This is a genomic window from Cupriavidus sp. (genome assembly GCF_057315035.1).
Genome location: NZ_DBHKYV010000024.1, coordinates 89182 through 114736 on the forward strand (window position 1 = coordinate 89182; position 25555 = coordinate 114736).

General features: G+C 66.2%; 9 protein-coding genes. 8 read left to right on the forward strand and 1 reads right to left on the reverse strand.

Features of this window, described 5'->3' with window-relative positions; translation table 11 throughout:
• Positions 1-121: 121 nt before the first annotated feature.
• Positions 122-985 carry a class I SAM-dependent methyltransferase gene (locus ACO550_RS24960; protein ID WP_315596516.1) on the forward strand — a complete coding sequence of 288 codons (864 nt, stop codon included), beginning with the start codon at positions 122-124 and terminating at the stop codon, positions 983-985.
• Positions 986-996: 11 nt separating this feature from the next.
• Here ACO550_RS24960 and ACO550_RS24965 read toward each other — a convergent pair whose 3' ends face one another.
• Positions 997-1953: a helix-turn-helix domain-containing protein gene (locus tag ACO550_RS24965; RefSeq protein ID WP_315596515.1), complete on the reverse strand. Its 957-nt coding sequence runs from the start codon at positions 1951-1953 to the stop codon at positions 997-999.
• A gap of 132 nt (positions 1954-2085) precedes the next feature.
• Between ACO550_RS24965 and ACO550_RS24970 the strand changes: the two genes are divergently transcribed.
• Genes ACO550_RS24970 through ACO550_RS25000 form a run of 7 tightly spaced genes read left to right on the forward strand, consistent with a single transcriptional unit; the run spans position 2086 to position 25546 of the window.
• Positions 2086-4137 (forward strand): TonB-dependent siderophore receptor, encoded by a 2052-nt coding sequence (locus ACO550_RS24970; protein ID WP_315596514.1) that lies wholly within the window; start codon positions 2086-2088, stop codon positions 4135-4137.
• On the forward strand, positions 4134-5927 hold the full coding sequence (locus ACO550_RS24975) for an ABC transporter ATP-binding protein (protein WP_315596513.1): 1794 nt from the start codon (positions 4134-4136) through the stop codon (positions 5925-5927). Before ACO550_RS24970 ends, ACO550_RS24975 begins: the two co-directional genes overlap by 4 nt.
• Positions 5924-7804 carry an ATP-binding cassette domain-containing protein gene (locus ACO550_RS24980; RefSeq protein WP_315596512.1) on the forward strand — a complete coding sequence of 627 codons (1881 nt, stop codon included), beginning with the start codon at positions 5924-5926 and terminating at the stop codon, positions 7802-7804. Before ACO550_RS24975 ends, ACO550_RS24980 begins: the two co-directional genes overlap by 4 nt.
• Positions 7704-13865: a non-ribosomal peptide synthetase gene (locus tag ACO550_RS24985; RefSeq protein ID WP_315596511.1), complete on the forward strand. Its 6162-nt coding sequence runs from the start codon at positions 7704-7706 to the stop codon at positions 13863-13865. The genes ACO550_RS24980 and ACO550_RS24985 overlap by 101 nt, the downstream gene beginning before the upstream one ends.
• The gene (locus ACO550_RS24990) at positions 13862-15130 is read left to right on the forward strand and encodes an MFS transporter (RefSeq protein WP_315596510.1); all 1269 of its coding nucleotides are present in this window, start codon (positions 13862-13864) and stop codon (positions 15128-15130) included. Before ACO550_RS24985 ends, ACO550_RS24990 begins: the two co-directional genes overlap by 4 nt.
• On the forward strand, positions 15111-24461 hold the full coding sequence (locus ACO550_RS24995; RefSeq protein ID WP_315596509.1) for a polyketide synthase: 9351 nt from the start codon (positions 15111-15113) through the stop codon (positions 24459-24461). The genes ACO550_RS24990 and ACO550_RS24995 overlap by 20 nt, the downstream gene beginning before the upstream one ends.
• Positions 24458-25546, forward strand: a complete 1089-nt coding sequence (locus tag ACO550_RS25000; protein WP_315596508.1) for a Gfo/Idh/MocA family oxidoreductase — start codon at positions 24458-24460, stop codon at positions 25544-25546. Before ACO550_RS24995 ends, ACO550_RS25000 begins: the two co-directional genes overlap by 4 nt.
• The last annotated feature ends 9 nt before the right edge of the window (positions 25547-25555 follow it).

A 25555-nucleotide genomic window follows, 5' to 3' on the forward strand; every position in this document is an offset into this window, starting at 1 on the left:
CAGTAATGGCTGGTTCTGGACGGCCATCACGCCAGCATTCTGCGGTGGATCAAATCAAATGATAATGATTCTTGTTTATGATGCGCACCATCCAGCAAGGGACTAGCGGAGATCCAGCCTGATGACCAACCCGAACCCCAAGATCGAGTCCTTGGCCGATGCCGATCCGTCAAACTCACCATTGTCCGCGGTGCCATCGACACTGCGCATTCCACTGGCGGCGCGGGCGCTCGGCGACAGCATGTTTCCGCAGGTGGCGGTGGCGGACGCCCATGCGCCGCGCCTGCTGGCGGCGCTCGGTGACGATGGACAGCGCTGGGTCGCAGACCGGCACAGCACCTATGGCGTGCTGGCTCGCACCCGTCGCTTCCGCGCACTGGCCACCGAGTATCTTGCCGCTTGCCCCGACGGCCACATCGTCAACCTCGGTGCCGGCCTCAGTTACTACCTGCAGTGGCTCGACAACGGCCAGGTCCGCATGACTGACGCCGATCTTCCCGAAGTGCTCGACCTGCGCCGAACCCTGGTGCCTGACACGCACGCGCGCCATGCTACCCGTTCGCTGGACCTTGCCGATCCCGGCTGGTGGGATGCACTGGCACTTCCATCGACACGGCAAGGGCAGCCGGTATTCCTGTTCAGCGAAGGGGTCTTCATGTACCTGCGGCCCGCAACGGTACGCCAGGTCCTCACCACGTTCGGCGAGCGCGCACCTGCCGGATCGGTGCTGGCGTTCGATGCCATGTGCTGGCTTGCCGCTGGCCGTGCCCGGCAACATCCTTCGGTGCGCCACACCGATGCCGAGTTCCGGTGGGGACCGCGTACCCGGCACGAGCTGACCGAAGCGCACGCTCGTCTCCGTTCCGCTGGCACGTATCGTGTCATGGAAGGCTACGGCCTGCCCTACTCCGTGCTTGGGCCACTGTCACGGCTGATACTCGGCGTCCCGTTCTACGCGCTGTACACGCTGCGGGCCGCCGACTGAACACATAAACGTCATCGCACGCGATAGTCGCGCGGCGACATGCCGTAGCGCCGTCGGAAATGTCTTGCGAGGTGGCTTGCGTGGGAAAAACCGCTGCGCCACGCCACATCGCCAATCGACATCGCACCCTCGCGCAGCAATCGCGCGGCCTCGGCCAGCCGGCGCTCGAGCACGTAGTCATAGACCGTTGAACCGAACAGTGCCCGAAACCCGTTCTGCAGCGCTGCCTCGCCAAGGCCGACGGCATTCGCAACACCCGTCACGCTGATCGACTCCAGACAGTGTGTCTGGATATAGCTGCGTGCCGTGCATAACAGCCGTCGTTCCCGGCCCGTGAGCGCGCGGGATTCGCCGCCCTCTGCCGGCGCGGTGTCGGCTGCCGTCGGGTCATGCGAATGGCCATCCTGCAATGTCTCCGCCAGCGTCACCAGCGCGGCCAACGCCCGGCTTTCCGTTTTCAGGCGCGCCAGTGGATCTTCTGGCGCCCCGTGGGCAAGCAGATCCTCGGCCAGTTGCCGGAGCTCCACCGGCATCGGCATGCGCACGACCCATGCCGCCCGCCACGGATGGCCATGAAACACGCCTCCCGCCGGATGAGGATAACCGCCGCGCTCGAACAGGCTCAGCCAGTCCGCACAGTATTGCAGCAGCACGATGCGGCGCCGGATATGCGCGGGAAAGACATCGTCCCCACGCGCCTTTTCCCAGGCACAACTGAGATAGCACGAGCCGGGCTGGTACTCGCAGGGGTCGGTGGCTCCCTCGACCTGGTAGTGGCCCGCGCCCTCCACCATCAGTGCCAGCGAGACATGGCGGTCGAACCAGGTACAGCGGCGCTCCTCGTGCGTCAGAACGCCGTCCACCACAGCCACGTGCAGGCCGGCGTTCAGCACGCAGCGCGCGAAATCAGGCGGAAGGTCCGTATAGCGGCCGGAGTAGGAAACGGCCCGGAATGCAGTCGATGTCACGCTCACACCTTGGCAACGTAAATGATTCTCATCAGCAGGATCGTGCTGCATCTTGCCGGATCGTGCTCCCGCCGCGCAAGCCCGAAAAGTAACTTGCAAAGACTTTAAACAAACCATGAACAACAGGTCAGCATGAGACAAAAGAAGGGTCTGCATTTTTCGCATTTGGGGTTCCCGGGGGCCGCGCTGCTGTTCCAGCAAACGATTGCCGGTGGCGCGCTGGCGGCTTCGCCTGGTTCCGTGGAAACAAGCCAGTTGCCGGCAGTGGTGGTCAGTGCCGAAAAGCGCGGGGTACGGCTGGACCGTCTCGATGGCGCCGCAACCGTGGTCGCCGAGCACGATCTTGAAGCGCAGCAGGCACGGAACTCGAGCGAGCTCGATCGCGTATTGCCGGGCGTGTACATGTCGCAGGGGGGCAGCCTGCTCTATCCGGTCATTGCCGTGCGCGGCGTCACGACACAGGACTTCTATAGCCCGACACTGACGGTCTATGTCGACGGCATCCCGCAGTTGCCGGTATTCACCTACCAGGCGCTGGCCGACGTGGCGCAGGTCGAACTGCTCAAGGGTCCGCAAGGCACGCTGTATGGCAAGAGCGCCCAGGGCGGCATCCTCAACATCACGAGCCACAAGCCCGATGGCACGCCGTTGGCCTACGTCAGCGGCGGCGTGGCGAGCCATGACGGATACAACGCAAGAGCCGCGGTCAACGGCAAGCTGGCCAACGGACTGTTTGGCAGCGTCACCGCGCTGACCCAGAGCCAGCCCGGCAACCTGTTCAATCCGGCCACCGGCAGCGACAACCTCGGCGGCAGCCGCAGCGAAGCCGGCGCGGCCCGGCTCCGGCTAGCGCCGGAAGGCGCGCCGTGGGAAGTCAATCTTGCACTCTCGGGCGAATGCACCAGCGCCTACCAGGATGTCTACGTCCCGTTCGATGCGCTACGCCAACGGACCATTGTGGCAACGCCGGGCACTCCCGATCCAAAGATTCGCCGTTGCAGCAACAGTGAATCGATCGGCACGACATACCGCGGCACCGGCTGGGCGCTCTCCGCCATTGCCGCATGGCAGAACCTCCACTTCTCACGGACCTTCGCGTTCGGCCCGGGGGTCGTAAATTCTCCGGAGCGCTGGCGGCAGGATGTCCAGGAAATCCGCCTGGCCACGCAAGGGGAACAGCGCCAGTGGGATGGCGTCGTGGGCCTGTACCGCCAGCACACATCATTAGCGCGCGAGTCCTCCTACAGTCCATACCCTGGCGCAACCTCGTCGGAGAATTCGCAGGACGCGCTTGCCGCCTATGCCGACGGCACCTGGCATGTCACGCGTGCAATCGACATCGGCGCCGGCGTGCGCGTATCGCACGACAAGGCTGACACGCAGGTCACACAGTCCGGCGGCAGTACGGCCACGAACCAAGACAGCCGCACCAGCGTGCTCGGCCAGTTGTCGGCCGGCTACCTGCTCGCGCACGACTGGCGCGTCTATGCGCGCGTGGCCCAGGGCTACAAGCCCGGCGGTTTCAACCTGGCGCCCAGGGGCGCGATGGATACCGATGCCTTCAGTCCAGAGCGCTCGGTCAGCTATGAACTGGGCAGCCGCATTCATCGCGGCCGGCTGAGTGCAACCGGCGCCTTGTTCGATACCGAGACGCAGGACATGCAACTTTATGCCGGGCCGATGGGCATGCAGACGTTGCGCAATGCTGGCCGTGCGAGAGCCTATGGCGCCGAGTTCGATGTGCGGGCTCAAATTGATCCGCGCCTGAATGTTTCCATCGGCGGCTATGTCAATCGTTCGGCATTCCAGAACTCCGGCAGCTCGTTCGACGGCTTTGCGTTGTCGGGCAACCTCGTCCCCAACGTGCCGCGCTACGGCCTCAATTTCAACATGCAGGGCACGCTGCCAACCGCCATTGGAACAGTGACCCCGGGCATGGCCGTACGTCTGACAGGACCGCAGTTCCTTGACATTGCCAATACGCTCCAGCAACCGTCGTACACCGTCGTCGATCTTCGCATCGGGTGGCGGCCGCACAAGCGCTTGGAGATCGGCGCGTATGCGCTCAATGTCTTCGACCGCATCTATCGCACCCAGGCGTTCCGTGCAGGGCCCACCACCCCGCTTGCAGCCATCAACATGGGACGCATTGTCGGTCTCGACATGCGCTGGGACATCCTGTGAGTCGGGCACAGCCATCGGTTGCGCCACTCGGACTTGCCGCACTGGTCCGGCTGGCGCCCTGGCAGATGGCCGGTGCCATGGCAGCCGCGGCGGCGTCCGCCGCGCTTAGCCTGGTGCCGCTCTGGTGCCTGTACCGCATGGCTGTGTCACTGTTGCCTCCGACGCCTCCAATGCCTCCAATGTCTCCGACACCCGGAGGCGTCGGAGCGCCGCCCCTCGCACTGGCCATGACGGCCACCGCGGCCATGGCAGCCATCACGCTACGCTGGGTAATGATGGCTGCCAGCCATGCCGCGGCACACGCTGGTGCACTACATGCCATGCATCGGCTGCGGCTGCGGTTGGCGCGGCATCTTGGCGATATACCGCTCGGCACGATCGATCGTCACCAGACCAGCGGCTTGCGCCGTACCGTTGCCGATGACGTTGGCATGCTGGAAGGCCTGCTTGCCCACCTGCTGCCGGACATGACTGCCGCGTCGGTGCTTCCTGTGGTCGCCATGGCATGGTTGTTCGCCGTCGATGCCCCACTGGCATTAGCGGCGCTTGCACCCCTACCGGTCGCGCTGGCGGCGCAAGCCATGCTGTTGCACCGGAGCTACCCTCGCCTGCGGCACTGGGCCGCGTTGCAGCAACGGATCAGCGTGCAAACCGGCAGCTTTGTGCGTGGCATCCACGTAGCGCGCAGCTTCGGCCTGTCCACCCGGACCCTTGGCGCGTTGCAAGACCCGATCCGGGCCGCGGCGGAATGGGTGGCGGGCATCGCACGCTCGGGCGCATGGGCATGGTGCTGCTTCAGCGTGCCACTGTCCGCCGGAGTGCTCAGCGTGGCGGTGGCTGGCAGTTGGCGGATCGGCCAGGGTACGCTCGATGTGGCGACTTTCGTGCTGTTCCTGCTGGTCGCACCGGCAGTCCTGATGCCGTTGCTGCGGCTGACCTTCGTCATCGGCGAACAACGGCAACGCCTGGACGCACTGGCACGCATCAACGCGCTGCTCGATGAACCACCTCTCACTGCGCCAGCCGATGCATGCGTGCCGACCGGCCCGCTGCATCTCGAATTTCACCATGTCGGACATGCCTATGGCGCCCGCCGGGCGCTCACCGATATCAGCTTCACGGCACCAGCCGGCCAGCTGACGGCCATCGTGGGTGCCAGCGGCGCGGGCAAGACCACGCTGGCGCGCCTGGCTGCCCGCGAATTCGATCCCTCGGAAGGCGACGTCCTGCTCGGCGGACGCAGCCTGTGCGAATGGCCGCTCGATGCGTTGCTCGAACGCATCGCGGTGGTGACCCAGGACGTGGAACTGATGCATGGCACCGTGCTCGACAACCTGTTGCCCGCACGCCCACACGCCACGTCGGAGGAGATCGGCGCCGCGCTGCGCACCGCGCAGGCGCAGGCACTTGTCTCCGGTCTGCCGCTTGGCTTGCATACACCGATTGGCGAGCGCGGCGCGCGGCTGTCGGGTGGCGAACGCCAGCGCCTGGCAATCGCCCGGGCATTACTGAAGGACGCCCCGGTCCTGATTCTCGACGAAGCCACCGCATTTGCCGATGCCGGAAACGAAGCGTTGCTGCAGCATGCACTGGCACCATTGCGCGCCAACCGTACCGTCCTCGTTGTCGCCCATCGGCTGCATACGATCATGGATGCCGACCACATCGTGGTGCTCCACGGCGGCCGCGTCGTCGGCTGCGGCCAGCACGACGCCTTGCTGGCAACTTGCGAACATTACCGGCTGCTCTGGTCCTGCCATGGCGCCGTCGCGCGGGAGACGCGCCGATGATCACGCTACTGTTCCGCGCGGGATACCGGCTGTCACCAACGCGCGATCCGCGGCTCGCTGTCGGACTGGCGCTGGCAATGCTGGACGGCCTGCTGAGCGCCGCACCCTATCCACTGCTCTACCTGTTGCTGGCCGACGTCATCCGCGGCCGCCTCGTCCCGGATACGACCGCAGTCATCGCCGCGTCGTTCGTGCTGTTGGCAATGGCTCGCATTGCAGTCGGTGCGCAGTCGATGCAATGCATCTTCGCCGGTACCTACGCGATGATGGCTGGCGCACGGCTTCACGTGGCCGACCATCTGTTGCGACTCCCGCTAGGCTGGTTCCACGATGCGCGCGAAGGCGACCTCGGCGCTCGGCTGAACAGCGACATGGAAACCGTGGAACACCTCTGGGCACATTGCCTGGGCGTGTTCGCAAGCGGCGTGGCATCCATGATGTTCCTGCTCGCCTTTCTTGCATGGATCGATGGATGGCTTGCACTGGCAACTGCCATGGTGCTGCCATTGGCCCTGCTGGCCCTCCGCCGCGGGCAGCGTATGGCCGCGCGCGCGGGTGCACAGGCGCTCGACAGCACCGGCGCGATGCAGGCGGAATTGCACGGTTATCTGGCCGGTCTGCGCATGCACCGCTACAACGGCCGCTTCGGCCATGGCTGGCGGCGCCTGGCCGAGGCGCTGGACCGCCACCTGCAGCACACGCTGGCGCTCGAGTTACGTCCCGCCGCATGGATCGCGGCCTTCGGTGCCGCCACCGAAGGCGGCTTTGTGGCAGTCGCCATCCTGGCAGCATGGCTGGTGGTTCAGGATCGGTTAACCGGTGAAACACTGCTGATGTTCGCGGTATTGTCACTGCCGCTGTATCGCCAGCTCTACGATATCGGCCTGTCCGCAATGCTGTTGCACTTCGGTCAGCGCGCCATGGCCCGTATCGAGGCGTTGCTGCAGGCGACGCCGATGAACGAGCCCGCCGTGGCAATCGCGCCGCAGCGGTTCGACATCGTGATGGAGCGTGTCGGCTTTGCCCACGCCGACCTCGATGCCGCAACAGCTACGACAACTCCAGCAGCGCCGACATCGCTGGCTGACATCTCGTGTGTGTTCCCGGAAGCCAGCCTCACCGCAATCGTGGGCGCCAGCGGCGCTGGCAAAAGCACGCTGCTGCATCTGCTCGCCCGCTTCTGGGATATCGACCGTGGTGCCATCCGGATTGGCGGCGCCGACCTCCGCGACATTGGCTCCGACAATCTGCACCGCCTGGTTTCGGTCATGTTCCAGGACGTCGTGCTGTTTCCCGGCAGCGTGCTCGACAACCTGCGCCTTGGCGCGCCCCATGCGACACGCGAGTCTGTCATGGCCGCGGCACGGCTGGCAGAGGCACACGAGTTTATCGCCAGACTGCCAATGGGCTATGACACGGTGCTCGGTGCCGATGGCATCGCACTCTCCGGCGGCGAACGGCAACGCCTGTCGCTGACCCGCGCGTTGCTCAAGGACAGCCCGATCCTGCTACTCGACGAAGCCACGGCCAGCGTCGACCCCGCCACCGATGCGGCGATCACACGCAATCTGTCCAGCCTGCGCCACCGCACCGTGGTGATGGTCGGCCACAGGTTGCACAGCCTGTGCCATGTCGACCAGATTCTGGTGCTGCACGAAGGGCGGATTGTCGAACGTGGTCAGCATCACGAGCTGCTGGCCGCCGATGGCCGCTATGCATGCCTCTGGCGACGGCAGGAACAGGCCACGGCTCCATCCACCTCTTTTGCCAACCATAATGAACCTGCCCGCACCGAACTTCGTGAGCGCCGACACGACTGCCTGGCTGCACCAGGCACTGGCTACCGATCTGCGTCTCGACCCCGCCCGGGTAGGTAACGACGACAACCTGCTGCGCCTTGGCATCGATTCGATGCAGCTGATGGCGTGGGTGAACCGCCTGCGTACGCGCGGCTATCGGGTAAGGCTGCGCGATCTCTACCGCACGCCCACGCTGGCAGGCTGGCTACAACTGCTGGCAATCGCCGATGCCGAGACGGTCTCGGCAGGTCCGGGCCACGCCAGTCCCGGCTCGTTACCGCGCATGACCGATGGCCAACCATTCACGCTGACGCCGGTGCAGCACGCATATCTTGTCGGGCGCGATGCCAGTCAGCCATCTGGTGGCGTTGGCTGTCACCTGTACCAGGAATTCACGGGTGGCAATGGCCTGGCGCCGGAAACTCTGGAGCAAGCCATCCGTACGCTGCTCGGGCGTCATCCGATGCTGCACGTGCGTTTCCTGCCCGAGGGCCTGCAACGCTGGCAACCCGAACCGGCGTGGCAGGCATTGACCGTCCATGATCTGCGTGGTGCCGGGCATGCCGATGTGGCGCGACATCTCGATGCCTTGCGCACCAGGCTAGGTCACCGTCTGCTTGCCGTGGAACGCGGCGACACCTTCGACTGCCAGCTCACGCTGCTGCCTGGCGGCCGGCACCGTCTGCATGTGAACCTGGACCTGCTGGTGGCGGATGCGGCGAGCTTTACGCAGATCTTCACCGAACTGGCGGCGCTGGCGGGCGGACATACCCTGCCGCCTCTGCCGGACGACTACGACTTCCGCAGTTACCTGCACCAATGGCAGGATACCCAGGCCAGCGCGCGCGAACGTGCGCGCGACTGGTGGCTGACCCGCTTGCCCGACCTGCCGCCCGCCCCCGCGTTGCCAATGGCGGCGGACATGGCCCACACCGCGCCGGTGCGCATGTCGCGACGCCAGTTCGTGGTCCCGCCTGCCATATGGGAGCGGTTCCGCACCGGCGCCACCTCGTGCGGCGTCACGCCGACCATGGCACTGGCCACGCTGTTTGCCACGATCCTGGCACGCTGGAGCGCCACCTCGCGCGCGTTGCTCAACCTGACGTTGTTCGACCGGGAACCGTTGCACCCGGCCGTCGACACCATGGTGGCGGATTTCACCAACATCGTGCTGCTGGACCTCGCAGCCGGCAGCGCGCCATTCGACGCCATGGCCCGCGCCAACCAGGCAGCCTTTACCGAGGCCTGGGAGCATCGGCAGTGGTCAGGCGTGGAAGTCCTGCGCGCGCTGCGCAAGGGTGATCGCCATCCGCACGGCGCTCCGATCGTTTTCACGAGCAATCTCGGCCGCCCGCTGTTCGGCCACGACCCGGACCAGGTGCTTGGCGAACCTGACTGGGGCATTTCCCAGACGCCCCAGGTCTGGCTCGATCATCTCGCCTACGAGCACGGCGGCCGGACCGTGCTGCAGTGGGATGCCAACGATGCGCTGTTTCCGCCCGGGCTGGTCGATGCCATGTTCGATGGCTATACGACCCTGGTGCAGTCAATGGCCGACGGTCCTCCCTCCGCATGGCAAAGTCCCCTGCCCGACACGATGCCCGCGCGCCAACGCGACATCCGCCGCAACGTCAACCAGACTGCGGCGCCGATGCCTGCGGGCTGCCTGCACGATCCGGTCTTTGCACGCGCCAGCGCAACGCCCGACGCCATCGCGCTGATCCATGGCGATGACGTCGTCAGCTACAGCCAACTGGTCATGCTCGCGAAACGACTAGCCGGCACGTTGCGCGCCCATGGCGTACACGCGGGTGACCATGTCGCGATCTGCATGGACAAGGGTATCGGCCAGATCGTGTCGGCACTCGGCATCCTGCATGCCGGTGCGGTGTATGTACCGGTAGCGGCCGACCAGCCCATGCAGCGGCGCCAGGCCATCTGCAGCGATGCCCATGCCAGGCTCGTACTGACCTGCGCCAGCGCAGGCCGCCCGGTCGAGCCCGATGCACTGGCATTGACATGGCAAGCCGCGGTGCGCGGTGAACCGTGCGAGGCCGGCGCCGCGCGCGACGCCAGTCAGCCAGCCTATGTGATCTTCACCAGCGGGTCCACCGGCACACCCAAGGGCGTGGTGATCACCCACGCAGGCGCGCTCAATACCTGTGCCGACATCAGCCGGCGCTACGAGGTGGGACCCGGCGACTGCATGCTGGGCCTGTCCGCCCTGCATTTCGACCTGTCCGTCTACGACATCTTCGGTGTGCTCGGTGCCGGCGGCACACTGGTACTGGTTGACGAATGCCAGCGCCGCGATCCTGGCGCATGGTGCGATGCCATCGCACGCCATCGCATCACGCTGTGGAACAGCGTACCGGCACTATTCGACATGCTGCTCACCTATGCCGAGGGCGTCGGGCGCACAGACCCGGCTCTACTCCGCATCGTCATGGTGTCCGGTGACTGGATCGGACTCGACCTGCCCGCCCGATACCGAAGCCTGCGCCACGACGGCCTGCTGGTGGCAATGGGCGGCGCCACGGAAGCATCGATCTGGTCGAATGTGCAGGAAGTCGGCACGCTACCTCCACACTGGCGCTCGATTCCCTATGGGCAGCCACTGGCAAACCAGAAATTCCGCGTCGTGGACGAGGAAGGCCGTGATTGTCCCGACTGGGTGGCGGGCGAACTCTGGATAGGCGGCGCCGGTGTGGCATCCGGCTATTACAACGATGCACGGCGCACAGAGGCGCAGTTCGTCGCAGTGGCTGGCGAACGCTGGTATCGCACTGGCGACCTCGGCTGCTACTGGCCCGACGGTACGCTCGAATTCCTGGGGCGGCACGACCGCCAGGTCAAGCTTGGCGGCCACCGGGTGGAGCTTGGCGAAATCGATGCGGCGTTACTGACGATTCCCGGCGTGCGCAGCGCCATCACGATCGCACTGGGAGAACGCGACAAGCGCCTCACGGCATGCGTTGTCGCGGACGCGGCGGTCGCCGGTCGGCCGATGCCATGTGACCCCGCAATGCCCGCCGAGCCGGCGTCGTTACCCGAGGCCGACACACCGCCACCACACCTGCCGGCGCCGGAGGCATCGGCGACATCGGCGACATCGGCGACATCGGCGACATCGGCCGCATGCGATGCAAGCGACGATGCGCGCTTGGCCATGTTCCTGCGTGTCCATCTTGCACGGTCCGCACAGCCTCGGGTAGCCCCACGGTTTGCACCATTGGTGGCGCGCTGGACCGACTGGCTGCGCACCGCACCTGAGAACCCGTACCCATTGCGTGATGCGGAGGCACCTCCGGCCGACCATGCGCTCGCGTCCGCACTGGATGGCTTCCACGATACGCTCGACGCCATCATCGCCGGACGGGTCATGCCACAGGCACTGCTCGACCATCCGGTGCTTACGCCCGAAGCATTGCTGCTGCAACGCGCCGATGTACAGGCCGCCATCATGGCAAGCGCAACCCTTGTTGCACGTCTGGCGCACACGCTTGGGCGACCGGTGCGGCTCATGGAACCCCATGGACGCGGTGGACTTCTGGCCGCACAGTTACTGCGCCAGCTCACGCCACGGCAATTGGCGTACACGATATCCGACCCATCGCCCGACTTCGTGCTCCGGCAGCGCGCGCAGTTGAGCGGCTACCCACACGTCCAGGTCTTGCCGGCCGGCGCGCTGGCCAGCGCCGCCTGTCGTCATCAGGCCGACGTGGTGCTACTCAACAATGTGCTGCACCGTCAAGCCAACCCCGTGGACGCGCTGCAGTCCGCAGTCCGACTCGCCGCGCCGGGCGCGTGGGTGCAGGTGCGGGAACTAAGCAGGATGCCAGCGCTTGCCCTGATTACCGCTGCATTGCTGGAAGAGGAAGCGGCGGTACTGCCGGCCTCGGCTTGGCACACCTTGTTCAACAATATGGCCTTGCCCTGCGTACAGGTGGCGCATCACGGCAGCGTGGCCAGCTTCGTGCTCCGCGCGCCGCGGAACGTCCATGCACCAGACGCGGAAGCACTGCGCGAGCGACTGCGGCACATGCTACCGGCATATATGGTTCCGCAACGCCTGCTCTGGCTCGATGCGCTGCCGCTGACCGCGAACGGCAAGGTCGATCACCAGGCATTGGCGGATCTGGCCAACCATGCCGATGCTTCGACCCATCCGGTCACGCAGCCCCCGGCCAGTGAACGCGAATGCGTGCTGGCAGCGCTGTGGTCCCAATGGCTCAACCTTCCGGCGCCACATTGCGACAGCCATTTCTTCGAATCCGGCGGCGACAGCCTGCTGGCCACGCGGCTGATTGGGGAACTCGCGCGGCGCGGCTACCGCGCCACCCTGCCCGACCTGTTTACCGCGCCGACCCTCGCGGAGTTTGCCGCGACACTGGTCCCAACTGCACCTGTCGCACCTGTCGCACCTGTTACACCTGCCACCGGCGATCTGACGCTCGATACATGCGCGCCTGCCGCCAACGATCGCTACCTGCCGGTTCCGTTGACCGATGTGCAGCAAGCCTATCTGGCAGGTCGCGAGCCCGGCTTCCCGCTCGGTGGCGTAGGGGCGCATTTCTTTGTCGAGTTCGACATTATCGATCTTGATGTCGAGCGTCTGCAGCAAGCTTGGAATACGCTGATACGCCGCCACGACATGCTGCGCGCCGTGGCGTATGACGGGCAACTGCGGGTGATGGAACGGGTTCCACCACTGCATCTCGCGCGCCATATTGTCACGGGTCCGGACAGCGTCGATGCGCTGGCCTTGCGCACACGGCTGTCGCGCCAGATCCTCGACGCCACCCACTGGCCGGTCTTCGACATACAACTTGCCGAAACCCCTGGTCACCGCCATACGCGGCTCTACCTGACACTTGACAACCTGCTGCTCGACGGCCTGAGCATGCAGATCCTGCTGGCGGAACTCGAACAGCTATACATCGATCCATCTGCCAGCCTGCCTCCGATCGACACCAGCTACCGCGCGAGCCGGCTTGCGATCGACGCCCGGCCGGTAGCCGATACGTCGGTGCGCTACTGGCGCGAACGGATCGCCGTATTACCCGGAGCACCGGCATTGCCGCTGCTTGCCGACCCGGCAGCAATTCACCCACCGTGTTTCACAAGGCTCGCGTCACGGCTGGCGGCCGCTGACTGGCAGCGGCTGAAATCGCGCGCGGCATCCTTGCGCCTGACGCCTTCAGCGGTGCTGCTCTGTGCCTTCGGCGCCGTGCTGTCGGCGTGGAGTACCCGCGCAGCGCTTACGCTGAACCTGACGCTGTTCGACCGCCCGGCGGTCCATCCTCATGTCGAGCGCGTGCTGGGCGACTTTACTTCGCTGATGCTGCTGGCGTGGCTACCTGACGCCAGTTGGCTGGCCACCGCGCAACGGCTGCAGGAGCAACTGTGGCAGGACCTGACCCACCGCGACTACGGGGCCATCCGCGTCATGCGCGACATTGCTCGCGAAGCTGGCACACCTGCCGCCGCGATGCCCGTCGTCTTCACCAGCGCGCTGGGCTTTGACGGTGGTCGCTTCCTGCATCAGGGTTCCTGGCTGCGGCCGAATTGGGGTATCTCGCAGACGCCCCAGGTATGGCTCGATCACCAGGTGTATGAATCGGACGGCGACCTGTGCTTCAACTGGGATGTTGTCGAAGCGCTGTTCGCACCGGCCGCCCTGCGCGCGATGTTCGCACAGTACGAAGCACTGCTGCGCCGACTGGCCAGCAACGAGAACGCGGCACTGGCTGCCTGGCAGCTTCCACTCGACGAACTGGTTCCGCGCGTGGTGGCGCTCGCACACCCCGCTACGCCCGATACGCCCGATACGCCAATCCCGGCCGCTACCGTCACCACACAGCCTTCGGCCGGCACCGGCACCAGGGGAGCCTTGTTGCGAATCCGAGCCTTGTTCCGCGATATCGTCGGCAATCCGATCGATGACGGCACCGGCTTCTTCGATGCCGGCGCCAGTTCGCTGCATCTCGTGCAGTTGCACACACGCCTGCACGATGACGGCTATCCGCTGGCGGTGACGGACCTGTTTTCCCATCCGTCACCGAGCGCGCTGGCGGCGCATCTGGCAACCCTCCCGGCAACCCATGCTGGCCCAGGCAATGACGGAGCCACGCGATGAATCCCGCCTGGGGCATGAGCGTGCCGTTCTGGTGCTTCTACATTCACCAAGGCATGGTGACGGCGCTGATTGCGCGCGGCGCGGGCGCCTATTTCCGGCAACAGGGCTGGAGCCTGGCCGCCTTGAGCTACCTGTCGCTGGCAATGCTGCCGTGGGCACTCAAGGGACTATGGGCAGCAACCGCCGAGCGGCATGCCGTGGGACTACGCGGCAACCGTTACCTCGGCAGCCTTGCCATGCTGCAACTGGCGATGGCCGCAGTCATGCTGGTCACCGGGCAGCTCACTCCCGCCAGCACGCCGGCATACGCGGTATACGTTGTCGCAGCCCTGCTGGCACTGGCTACGATCTCGGCCACGCACGACATCTTTGCCGATGGGATCGTGATCGGCACCACCAAACTGGCCGCACGCCCGCTAGCCAGCATGGCACAGGTCGGCGGCAGCTACATCGGCTATATGGCCTGCCCGCCGCTATTCCTGGCCGTGGCCCAGGCCAGTGGATGGACGGCCGCGCTGGCGGCGCTGAGCATGCTGTCGCTGCTGCTGTTGTTGCCGCCGTTGCGACTTTGCCGACCGCTTTCCGGCACGCCCCACCGCCACGCACTGCCTCCGCCGGAGACCAGCACTGCACTGCACGGCACGCTGCGCGCATTGTGGCCAGCCCTATGTTTGGCCGGCATCGCCTATCCGGCCATGCGCGCGATGATGGCGCTGGAAGCGCCGCTACTGATCGACCTTGGGCTGTCCCTGCAGGAAACCGGCGCCGTGCTGGCGCTCTTTGCAAGCGGCGGCAGCGCGCTTGGCATTGTTGCCGGCGGCTGGATGGCCCGGCGCTTGCCGCCCGGTGCCGCGCTGCAATGGATCTGTGTTTGCCAAATCACCATTCCTGCCATCGCATTCTTGCTTTATCCAATGCTCGGCGTAGAGGGCTGGCAGGTGCTGATCGTACTGGGCAATCTCGCGGCCGCCGCGGGCTTTGTCGTCGTTTACCGCGTGCTGATGGACCAGGTGCGCCCGGCTCGCCCGGCCGCCGACTATGCACTGTTCCAGTCCATCGATGCCGCCGTCGCCGTCTGCATGTCCCTTGGCGCGCTGCAACTGGCCAATCTCACCGGCTACCGGTGCGTGCTGGCACTGCTTGCTGTACTGGCACTGGCAAGTTGCCTGGCGATCTTCCGGCTTATTCCCCACCTGGCTTGCGCAGCAACTCCGGCAGCCGCTGTCCTTTCGGAGACCCATCCTGATGAAATACGCGGAGCATGAACTATCGATACGAGGCAACGCCATCGCCGTAGTCGGCCTGGCCTGCCGCTTTCCGGCATCGCCCGACGCCGCTGCGTTCTGGCGCAACCTCCGTGACGGCGTCGAATGCAGCCGCACCTTCGACCGCGATTCGCTGCACGCCGCTGGCATCGATGCCGCCCAGATCGACGACCCGAGCTACGTCCCGATGGCTGCACCGATCGATGCGCCGGATCAATTCGATGCGGCGCTGTTTGGCTATTCGCGTGCCGACGCCGAAATGCTCGACCCGCAGCAGCGGCTGTTCCTGCAGGCTGCCTGGCACGCGCTCGAGGATGCCGGCCATGCCCCCGGCAATGAGCTTTGCCGGACCGGCGTGTTTGCCGCATGCCGCCTGAGCACCTATCCGGCGCTGGCGATGTTCCGTGATGCGGGGCCATCGCAAGTCCGCGGCATGCAGGCACTACTGGGCAATGACAAGGATTACCTTGCCACCCGCACCGCCCACAAGCTCGGTCTGACCGGGCCGGCGCTGACTGTGCAGACTGCGTGCTCGAGTTCGCTGGTGGCCGTGCACCTGGCCTGTGCCAGCCTGCAGGCCGGCGAATGCGACATGGCCCTGGCCGGTGGCGTGGCGTTGTCGTTTCCGATGGGCGTCGGCTACCTGTACCAGCCCGGCATGATCTTCTCTCCCGATGGCAAATGCCGGCCGTTCGACGCTGCGGCGCAAGGCACCTATGCCGGGCACGGACTCGGCATCGTGGTGCTGCGCCGTCTGGCCGAAGCCATCGACGATGGAGACACCATATACGCCGTACTGCGAGGCAGCGCCATCAACAACGACGGCAATCGCAAGGTCGGCTTTACCGCACCGTCCGTGGCTGGCCAGCGCGAGGTCGTGCAGGAAGCCATGAACATGGCGGGCGTCCATGCGGACGATATCGACCTGATCGAAGCCCATGGCACCGCGACGCCGCTGGGGGACCCCATCGAGATCGAAGCACTCCGCGGCGCGCTGGCCGGCCGCGACCGGCACGCGCCACGCTGCCGCATCGGTTCCGTCAAAGGCAACGTCGGCCATCTCGACACCGCGGCGGGCATCGCCAGCCTGATCAAGACCATCCTGGCCATCCATCACGGCACGATTCCACCCAGCCTGAACTTCCAGACCCCGAACCCGACGCTACGGATCGACGACTCACCCTTTACGGTGGTCACCAGGCCCGAACCATGGCCGCGCCCGGTGCGCACGGCCGGCGTGTCGTCGTTCGGCATCGGTGGCACCAATTGCCATGTGATCGTGCAATCGGCCCATGTACCGGCCAGGCGGACCGTTGCCGACGATGACCCCAATGACCCGACGCTGCTGCTGAGCGCGGCCAGTGAACCCGCGCTGCGCAAGCTCGCCGGCGCCTACGCGGATACGTGGAAATCCGGCGCGAAGCCTGCCGGCCTGGCCGCCACGGCATTGCATGGGCGCGCGCTCGATCTTGAATACCGGCTGGCCTTGCGCCTATCCGACCAGGCCCTGCCGGCGTTACAAGCATTCGCGAATGGCGGCTCCGACGCCATGCTGCGTACCGGACGTGGACGCGGCCGGCAGTTATGGCTGTTTGGTGGCCAAGGCACCCAATGGCCGGGCATGAGCGCCGCGCCGGCACGGCACAGCAGCGCCTTCACACGCATGCTGGACCGCTGCTGCGCGGCCTGTGATCCCCACCTGCCGCTGCCGTTGCGCGCCGTGATGGACGGCGTCCACCCAATGGCCGCCACGGCGTTGGCCGACATGACTTTCGCCCAGCCCGCCATCGTCGCGTTCGAACTGGCAATGGCGTCGCACTGGCAAGACCTGGGCCTGCAGCCTGACGCCGTGCTTGGCCATTCGGTCGGCGAGTATGCGGCTGCGGTGGTCGCGGGCTTCTACGCACCGGAGGACATCCTGCCACTGGTGGTAACGCGTGGGCGCCTGATGCAGGTCCACGCATCGGCGGGCGCGATGCTGGCCGTGTTTGCCGACCACGGCACGCTTGCGCCCCATATTGCATCGCACGCCGTGGAGGTGGCCGCCTGGAATGGGGCGCGGCATATCGTGCTAACCGGGATGGCTGCCAACATCGACCGACTGGCATCGACGCTGGACACCGATGGTATCGGGCATGCACGACTCGCGGTGCCCGGTGCAGCCCATTCTGGCCTGCTCGATCCAATGCTCGACACTTTCGAGAATGCCGCGCGGTCACTGCGCGCCGGGCCCGGCAACGGCGTGGTGCTGTGGTCCACGCTGCTTGGCGAGACGGTCGAAACCGACACCCTGAATCGTCCGGACTACTGGCGTCGCCATGTACGTGAACCGGTGCTGTATCACCAGTCGCTCGACCGCGCGCTCGATGACGGCGTGACGATATGCCTGGAGCTCGGCCCCGACGCACCACTGACCGGCATGGGGCAGCGCGTAGAAACTGCGCGCACACCCCGCGACGAAATCCCCGCCTGTCAATGGATCGCCAGCGCCCGACGCGGGCAGGACTCGGCCGACCTGCTCGATGATGCGTTACGCAGCGTGTTCGCAGGCGGTGCAACGCTGCCATGGTCGCGCCTGCTGCCCTGCGATGCCGCGCGCGTCGCGGCGCCACAATATCCATTCGATACCGCACGATACTGGTTTGACGGCGGCGGTTCCGATGGCAAGCGGAGCAATACCGGCGCTGGCGGCAACAACGGCTGGGCCGCTACCGATGCAGCCCTCAAGGCGGGCCGGCAGGCCGCGGTCTCAGGAGCAAGTTCGGTGGATCTGGCACGCCTGGCCACGCTTGAACACTGCGCCACGGTTCTGCATGCCATATACGTCGATGCCATGGTACGTGAGTGCGTGGGCAACGACATCGATGCCGGCGTGACGCTGCTCGACATCCTGCGACGTGGCCGCCTGTTGCCAAGGTACCGGCAACTGCTGGCGCGCATGCTCAGGAGTTGCGTGGCCGATGGCTACTATCGATGCGACGCGGACGGCCGATATGTGGCCTGCGGCACGATGCCTCACGCGGACCGGCAACAGTTGCTGCAAACGCTGCGCGCTTGCTGTGAAGGATATGACGTCATCGCCGACACCATAGCCCGGGCAGCCGGGCAGCTTTACGGCGCCATGCGCGGCGATGTGGACCCCGTGGCGGTGATCTTCCCCGACTCCGACGAGTCCGGCGTGGAGGCACTCTATCGCGACCTCAGCTTTGGCCATTATTTCAACCAGATCGCCGCCGCAACGACGGCTGGTCTGGCGAGCGCGCACCGTGCGCGCGAGTTCCGCGTGCTGGAGGTCGGCGGTGGCACAGGCGGCACCACCGCGCTGCTGCTAGACAAACTCGCCGCCCATGCCGGCGTGCACTACACGTTCACGGACATCTCGGCCGTGTTTACACGGCGCGCGCAGACCAAGTTCGCCCGGTTCGGCTTCGTCGACTACCGCGAGCTCGACCTGCAGAAGGACGCAGCGGCACAAGGATTCGACGCGGGCCAGTACGACCTGATCGTGGCGGCCAACGTCATTCACGCCACGCAGGATGTGGCAAGGACCCTGGCAATGCTGGGCACGCTACTGCGCCCCGGTGGCCATCTGCTGATGCGCGAGATCACGCGTCCAATGCGCCTGTTCGACTTCGTATTCGGTCCGCTGGTAGCGCCGCTGCATGACGAAGCCATGCGTGGCGGCGAGCTGTTCCTGGATACCGACCAATGGGTTGCGCAATGCCGCGAAGCCGGCTTTGCGCAGACATGCTGGCTGCCCGAGGATGGTACGGCTACGGCGACCATGAGCGAACATATCGTGCTGGCACGCGCCGCTGCTGCTGCTGATGCCGCCGATGCCGATGACCGCTGGGCAGCGCTGCCCCCGCCGCGGTGCGCACCCGACACCCGGTTCCGGCGCAACTGGCGTGAGATTGCACGGCCCGTGGAACGCGCCGACGTTGCAGACCTGTACCTCGTCGACGCGATCGATGTGCCAGCCTCCGCGCTGGCTACACTTGCCGAACCGCTGCGCGCGATGTTGGCCCGTAGCACCGACTGTGCCGGTCGTGCGCTGACCATCGTGACACGCAACGCGTGGGCGCCGCGTGGTACCGAATCGGTCTGGCCCGCGCATCAGGCCATCTGGGCGCTGCTGCGCGTCGCTGTCGCCGAGCAGCCACAACGCGCGCTGGCCGTCATCGACATACCGGATACTGACGATGGGAGTGCGCTGGCGCTGGGACGCGCCGCTGTAGCGGCCGGCGAACAATGGGTGGTGGTCCGCGACGATACGGTGTTCACGCCGGTGCTGGAAATGGCCCCGGCCCACGCCACCGTCTTCGCGCCCGACTGGGCATCCGGCACGGGCTGGCATGTGGTCACCGGGGCGTTTGGCGGCCTGGGTCGCGTAGCCTGCGCGTGGCTGGCCATGCACGGTGCAACGCGCATCGCCATGCTTGCGCCGCGCGAGTCCGACCACGACGACAATGGCAACGCATGGTGCGAGCGTCTGTCCGCACAATACGGCTGCACGCTGCGCTGGCTGCCCTGCGATACGGCCGATGCGGCGCAGGTGGCCAGTTGCATTGCCACCCTGCATGCGGATGGCGGCATCATCGGCGCAATTCACGCGGCCGCCGTAATCGACGATACGCCGCTCGCGCAGCTGACCCCGGCACGCATCGCGGCGGTGACAGATGTCAAGGCGGCCGGTGCCGACGCGCTGCGCGACGCGTTGCAAGCGCACGGCGGCCGCTACCTGCTGCTCTATTCGTCTGCCGCCGCCACGCTCGGCTCACCTGGCCAGGGCGCCTATGCATTGGCCTGCGGCTACCTCGACGGCATGGCAGAGCAAGCGGCGCCCGCCCCGCACGCCCTGAACGACTCCAGCAATGGCATGGCCATCATCTCGCTGGTCTGGGGCGCATGGGGTGAAACCGGACGCGCCGCCGAACCGGGCCTGCAACAGCGCCTGGCCCGCACGGGCATGGGCACACTGACAACGGCGGAAGGCCGCTGGCACCTGGAACAGGCCATGAACGGCGGCGCGGCTACGCATATCGCCATGCGCCTGACCGGCGCCCATCCGTTACTGGAGCCCGCCAACGGCACCATGCGGGACCAGCGCTCCCGCGTCGCCAACGCCAAGGCGCGTAGCGACGAAGACATGGCGCCAACGATCACCGGCCAGCGGGACATCGACCGGCTGGCCATTGAAGCGTGGCTGCGCAAACGCATTGCAGCACAGCTGCGCATGGATGATCCCGCTCGACTGCAACCTCGGCAAGACCTGCTACAACTGGGCCTCGATTCGCTACAGTTCCTCGAACTCGGCGGCGCAGTACAAAGGGCCATCGGCATCCGCCTTGACGCAGCGCGGGCATATCGCGACATGACACTGGCGGGACTGAGCATCCTGCTGGCCGAAGCGGTAGCAGACTCCGGCATCTTGTCGGCCAAAGCGCCATCGAGTCCGGCGCTGGTGCCAGACCTTGCCAACCGGCATGCCCCATTCCCGCTCACACCAATCCAGCACGCGTATTGGCTCGGCCGTACCGGATTGATCGGGCAAGGCGGCATGGCTTGCCACGTGCTGTTCGAATGGGATCTCGACAGTCCCGTCGAAGGGGGCGCCGGCGCAGACGGTTTCGACGTTGCGCGCTTCGAACACGCATGGAACGCATTGATCGCCCGGCACGACATGCTGCGCACGGTCGTCGGCGCCGACGGCATGCAGCGCGTCCTGCCGGAGGTACCCCAATATCGCGTTGAGATCGCGACGCTGGAAGACCGCTCAGCCAATGAACGCGCCCGGAACCTGCGGGATATCCGCCGGAGCATGGCCGGCGCGGTGCCGTCGGCCAGTGAATGGCCGGTGTTCGACGTGCGTGTCACGCGGCTGGCTGGCGGTCGTGTGCGTTTGCACATGAACCTCGATCTGTTGCAGTTCGATGTGCAAAGCCTGAAGGTGATGATGGACGATCTGGCCGCGGCTTATGCGGGCGAAACCCTGCAGCCGCTCGACATGACTTTTCGCGACTATGTCATGGCTGGACAGGCCCAGCGCGCGACGCCGGCATGGCAGGCATCGTGGCGCTACTGGCAGGGCGTGATCCATACATTGCCACCCGCCCCGCAGTTGCCGCTGGCTGATACCGTGCTCGATGGTCCGCCGCACGTCACGACGCGCCAGGGACGCATCGACGCGCGCGCATGGAGTCGGTTGCGCGAACTGTGGCGCAGTTGGGGCGTCACGCCGTCGGCCGGCTTGCTCACAGTGTTCGCCCGTGTGCTGGCACGCGCCAGCCGCCGGCCCGACTTCACGCTGAACCTGACGTTCTTCGACCGCCAGCCGTTGCATGCGGATGTGAACCGGCTGATCGGTGATTTCACATCGGTGATCCTGCTCGACTTCGATATCGACAACGACACCCCACTGCGCGACCTGATCGGGCAGACCCAGGAAGCGCTATGGGAACGGCTCGCGCACCGTGGCGTCAATGGCGTGGAGGTCTTGCGCAGCTATGTGCGTACGCATGCCGACACCGGCGCACCCCACCGCCAGCCTGCCATGCCGGTGGTATTTACCAGCATGCTCGGCATGACACTGGACGGACAGCCCATCGGGCAGGCGCTGTCGCAGTGGCTGGGCGAACCGGTCCATGTGTCCACACAGACCCCACAGGTCTGGCTCGACCATCAGGTAATGGAGATCAACGGAGACCTCGTTTATCACTGGTATTGCATGGACGAGGTGCTGGCACCCGGCCTGGCAGAGGACCTGTTCGCGGACTACATGCAAGCATTGCACGCCATTGCCGCGCATCCCGATTGCCAGTCCACGCCACACGGCTTGCCTGCCGTGGCATGGCACCGGCATGCCACGGCCCTGCCCCGGCGTAGCTGGCCGGGAGCATGGCCCGCAGGACTGGATCTGCGCGATGTGGAGACGCACCTGCGCCGGCATGCCGGCGTGTGCCGCGCCGAAATCCGCGATAACGCCGACGGACAATGCCCGCTTGCGTGGATCGTAGCCAGCGATGCGTCCGATACCCCGCCAGAGTTGGCGTCACGGCATGCCGCCATCGACACCGCGGCACTGCCCATGATCGATGGAGCCTCCCTGGCCGACTATGAATGCGCGTGGCAGGCGCTGGAACACCGCGCGCGCGCCGGTATCGTGGCAACCCTGCACCGCCACGGCCTGTTTATGGCCCCAGGCGACGCACACACCCTCGCCTCGGTCATGGAGCGGCTCGGCGCCACACCGTCGCGGGCCGGGCTGGTGCGGCAGTGGCTCGAACGCCTGAGCGCCGATGGCACCCTCGCCTTCGATGGCGGCCGCTTCCGCGCGCTGCCGCAAGCCTCTCCCCGGATATTGCCGCCAATCGCCACACCCGATGCGCCATGGTTCCGTACCATCTCGCAATACCTCGACCGCTGCGTGGCCACTCACGATGCGCTGCTCGCAGGCCGGGCTTCGGCGCTGGAGTTGATGCTCGGAGATAACGACCTGGTTGCGCAGGCGTTCTATCGCGACAATCCGGTCAGCGCAGCGCTGAACGACGCCGTGCGCGTGGTCGTGGCCAGCCTCGGCAGCGGACGCAACGATTTGCGCATCCTCGAGGTGGGCGCAGGCATCGGGGCCACCACCGGCGCGCTCATGCCTGCGCTGGGCGCGCAAATCGACCTCTATCATTTCACCGATGTTTCGCGCCTGTTCCTGGACCAGGCGCGTCGCCGCTTCGGCGATGCGCACCCCATGCAATATGGCATCCTGGACCTGAACCGGCCGGTCGATTTCAGTGTGCATCCACCGCAAGGCTACGACCTCGTCATCGCGGCCAATGTGGTCCATGACGCAGTCGATGCCACCCGTAGCCTGCAGCGCCTGCGCAGGCTGCTGCGGGCCGGCGGCCATCTTGTCCTGGTAGAGGCCACCACGCGTGACAGCTTCCTGCAGCGAGCCAGTATCGGCTTCATGGAGACGCTGAACGGCCTCGAGGATGCCCGGGCCATCGACAACAACCCGATGCTTGATCTGCCGGGATGGACGACAACGCTGCACGACGCCGGTCTGGCCACGGTGCTCACATGGCCCGAACCGGGTAACCCCGACTGGCGCCAGCATCTGATACTGGCGCGCGCGGAACTGCCAGGACGGCTCGACATGAGCGACTTGTCGGCACACCTGCGCGCAGCGTTTGCCGACTTCCCGGCGTTGCGCTGGCGGCAATGCGAGCGGCTGCCCGAACCTGATCCTGCGGTGCATTCGGAATCCGGCACGAAAACGGGGGCCGCCCTTGCGGAATCGCCGGGGACCGATGCCATGGCCGATCCGGCGCTGGTGCGTGCGGTAGGGGCGGTGTGGGAAACCTTGCTGGCTGGACCGGCACACGACGATACCGACTTCTTCCGCAGCGGCGGTGACAGCCTGATCGCCACGCGGATGGTGGCCCGCATCAATCATCTGGGGCTGGCGCCGGCCACGCTGCAGCAGATCTTCGAGCATCCGCGCCTGGCAGATTTCTGCGCCGCGATGTCGGAAACTGCGTCCAGAGAGACTGCGGACACCCATGTGGTGGCACACGGCGAGCGTCCCGGTAACGTGTTCGCATGCCATGCCTCCGACGGTGGGGTTGCCGCATACCTGCCGCTGGCACATGCCATCGGTCACACCGTCCACGGGCTCGACGCCGAAGGCGCCCTTTCTGCCGCCACGCTAGGTGCATTGGCACGGCGCCATCTCGCAACCTTGCGCCGTATCCAGCCGCGCGGCCCATATACCGTGCTGGGCTGGTCCTATGGTACCTTCCTGGCCGCCGAGGTAGCCCGGCGCTTGCATGAGACTGGCGAAGCGGTGCGCGTGGTATTGATCGACCCGGTCTGCCGCGCGGATTTTGACTGCGCCAGCCATGGAGCAATGCTGCGACTGCTGTGCCAGGGTCCCGCACGGCTCGAACCGCCAGAGGCCTTCGACCATTGGACGGCGGCGGCGCAAGACAACTGGTTCCTGTCACAGGCCCGCGCTGCCGGCAGTTGGCCCGCCGGCGCGGAAGGCATGCAACGCCTGGAACTGGTCGCGCATCTGATGAGCCTGCTCGCACTGGCGCCCCAGCCCGTGCCGCTGCCCGTACCATGCCTGCGCATCGACGCGCGTCAGCGGCCCAGCCAGTGGCGACCGGCCGAGCACGACTGGAACGGTTGGTCCGCTGGCGATGAGCGCCCACATATCCGGCAACACTGCCTGGAAGCGAACCATTGGGATCTGGTCACGGATACCGGCTGCGCGGCCCGCGTTGCGGCGCTCTGGCATGCGTGGGATGCGGACTGCGGAGTCACCTCATGAGCCGGCCGCTTCGCGTACTGGTCGCAGGCGCCCGGTTCGGCGAAGCCTATCTGAATGCATTCATGCAGGATGCCAAGGATGCCACGCTGCCACCGCCGGTACTGGCCGGCATCCTGGCCCGCGGCAGCCCGCGTGCGCGACGGCTCGCGGATAGCCACGGCGTGCCGCTCTACACGAGCATTGCGCAGCTGCCCGCCGATCTTGACCTCGCTTGCGTGGTCGTGCGCGGCGGCGCCATGGGCGGCGACGGTTGTGTACTGGCCGATGCGCTACTGCAGCGCGGCCTGCACGTCATTCAGGAGCACCCGCTGCACCCCGGCGAGGTCGAGCGCCTGCAGGCCACCGCGGCGCGCGTCGGCCGCCTGTTCTGGATCAACACGTACTACCCGCATACCGCCGCCGGACGCACATGGATCGAGTACGCTCAGCGCCTGCGCGACGCGACCGGCTCCGCCAGCCCCGCTCTGGCCCACCTGGCCACCAGCCGCCAATTGCTCTATTCGAGTCTCGACCTGCTGACGCAGGCGGCCGGCATTGCGCCCGACATGGTCGAGGTGGCGAGCTGTGGCAAACCCACCGGTCATGCTTTCCAGAACTTGCGCCTGCTGTGGCCCGGTGCCGAAGCGTTGCTGCAGCTTCAGGATTATCTCGACCCGGAGGATCCCGACATGCACAGCATGATCATGCATCGCATGACGCTTGGATGGCCTTCGGGGTATCTGTCGCTCGATGCCACGTTCGGCCCTGTTACCTGGACTCCGGCACTGGTGATGCCCGGGCATCGCCACGATGACCACTCCTGGTCCGCAAGCGCGGCCGCCAGCCGCGAACTGGCGCAGCCACCGTCCCGGACATTGCTTGCTCCACCATCGACCTGGCTGGCAACGCTGGAGGTCGACGGACCGCTCGGCGTGGCTTGGCTGCTTGACCAGGCTGCCCGCGCCATCGCGCTGGGCACTATGCCGCGCAGCATGACTTCCGCCTGGCAACTCGCTTTGGCGCAACTGTGGCAACGCGTGCAACGCGCCGCCGGCCCCCCTCGCGAGATGGCGCTCGCGACTCCGCCTTGTCTCGATTCGCTGTAACAAGGAAAA

Bases quoted from the DNA above. Each gene is read 5' to 3' on its own strand.
- ACO550_RS24995 (WP_315596509.1), top strand. From the start codon at position 15,111: ATGAAATACGCGGAGCATGAACTATCGATACGAGGCAACGCCATCGCC.
- ACO550_RS25000 (WP_315596508.1), top strand. From the start codon at position 24,458: ATGAGCCGGCCGCTTCGCGTACTGGTCGCAGGCGCCCGGTTCGGCGAA.
- ACO550_RS24990 (WP_315596510.1), top strand. From the start codon at position 13,862: ATGAATCCCGCCTGGGGCATGAGCGTGCCGTTCTGGTGCTTCTACATT.
- ACO550_RS24985 (WP_315596511.1), top strand. From the start codon at position 7,704: ATGAACCTGCCCGCACCGAACTTCGTGAGCGCCGACACGACTGCCTGG.
- ACO550_RS24960 (WP_315596516.1), top strand. From the start codon at position 122: ATGACCAACCCGAACCCCAAGATCGAGTCCTTGGCCGATGCCGATCCG.
- ACO550_RS24970 (WP_315596514.1), top strand. From the start codon at position 2,086: ATGAGACAAAAGAAGGGTCTGCATTTTTCGCATTTGGGGTTCCCGGGG.
- ACO550_RS24980 (WP_315596512.1), top strand. From the start codon at position 5,924: ATGATCACGCTACTGTTCCGCGCGGGATACCGGCTGTCACCAACGCGC.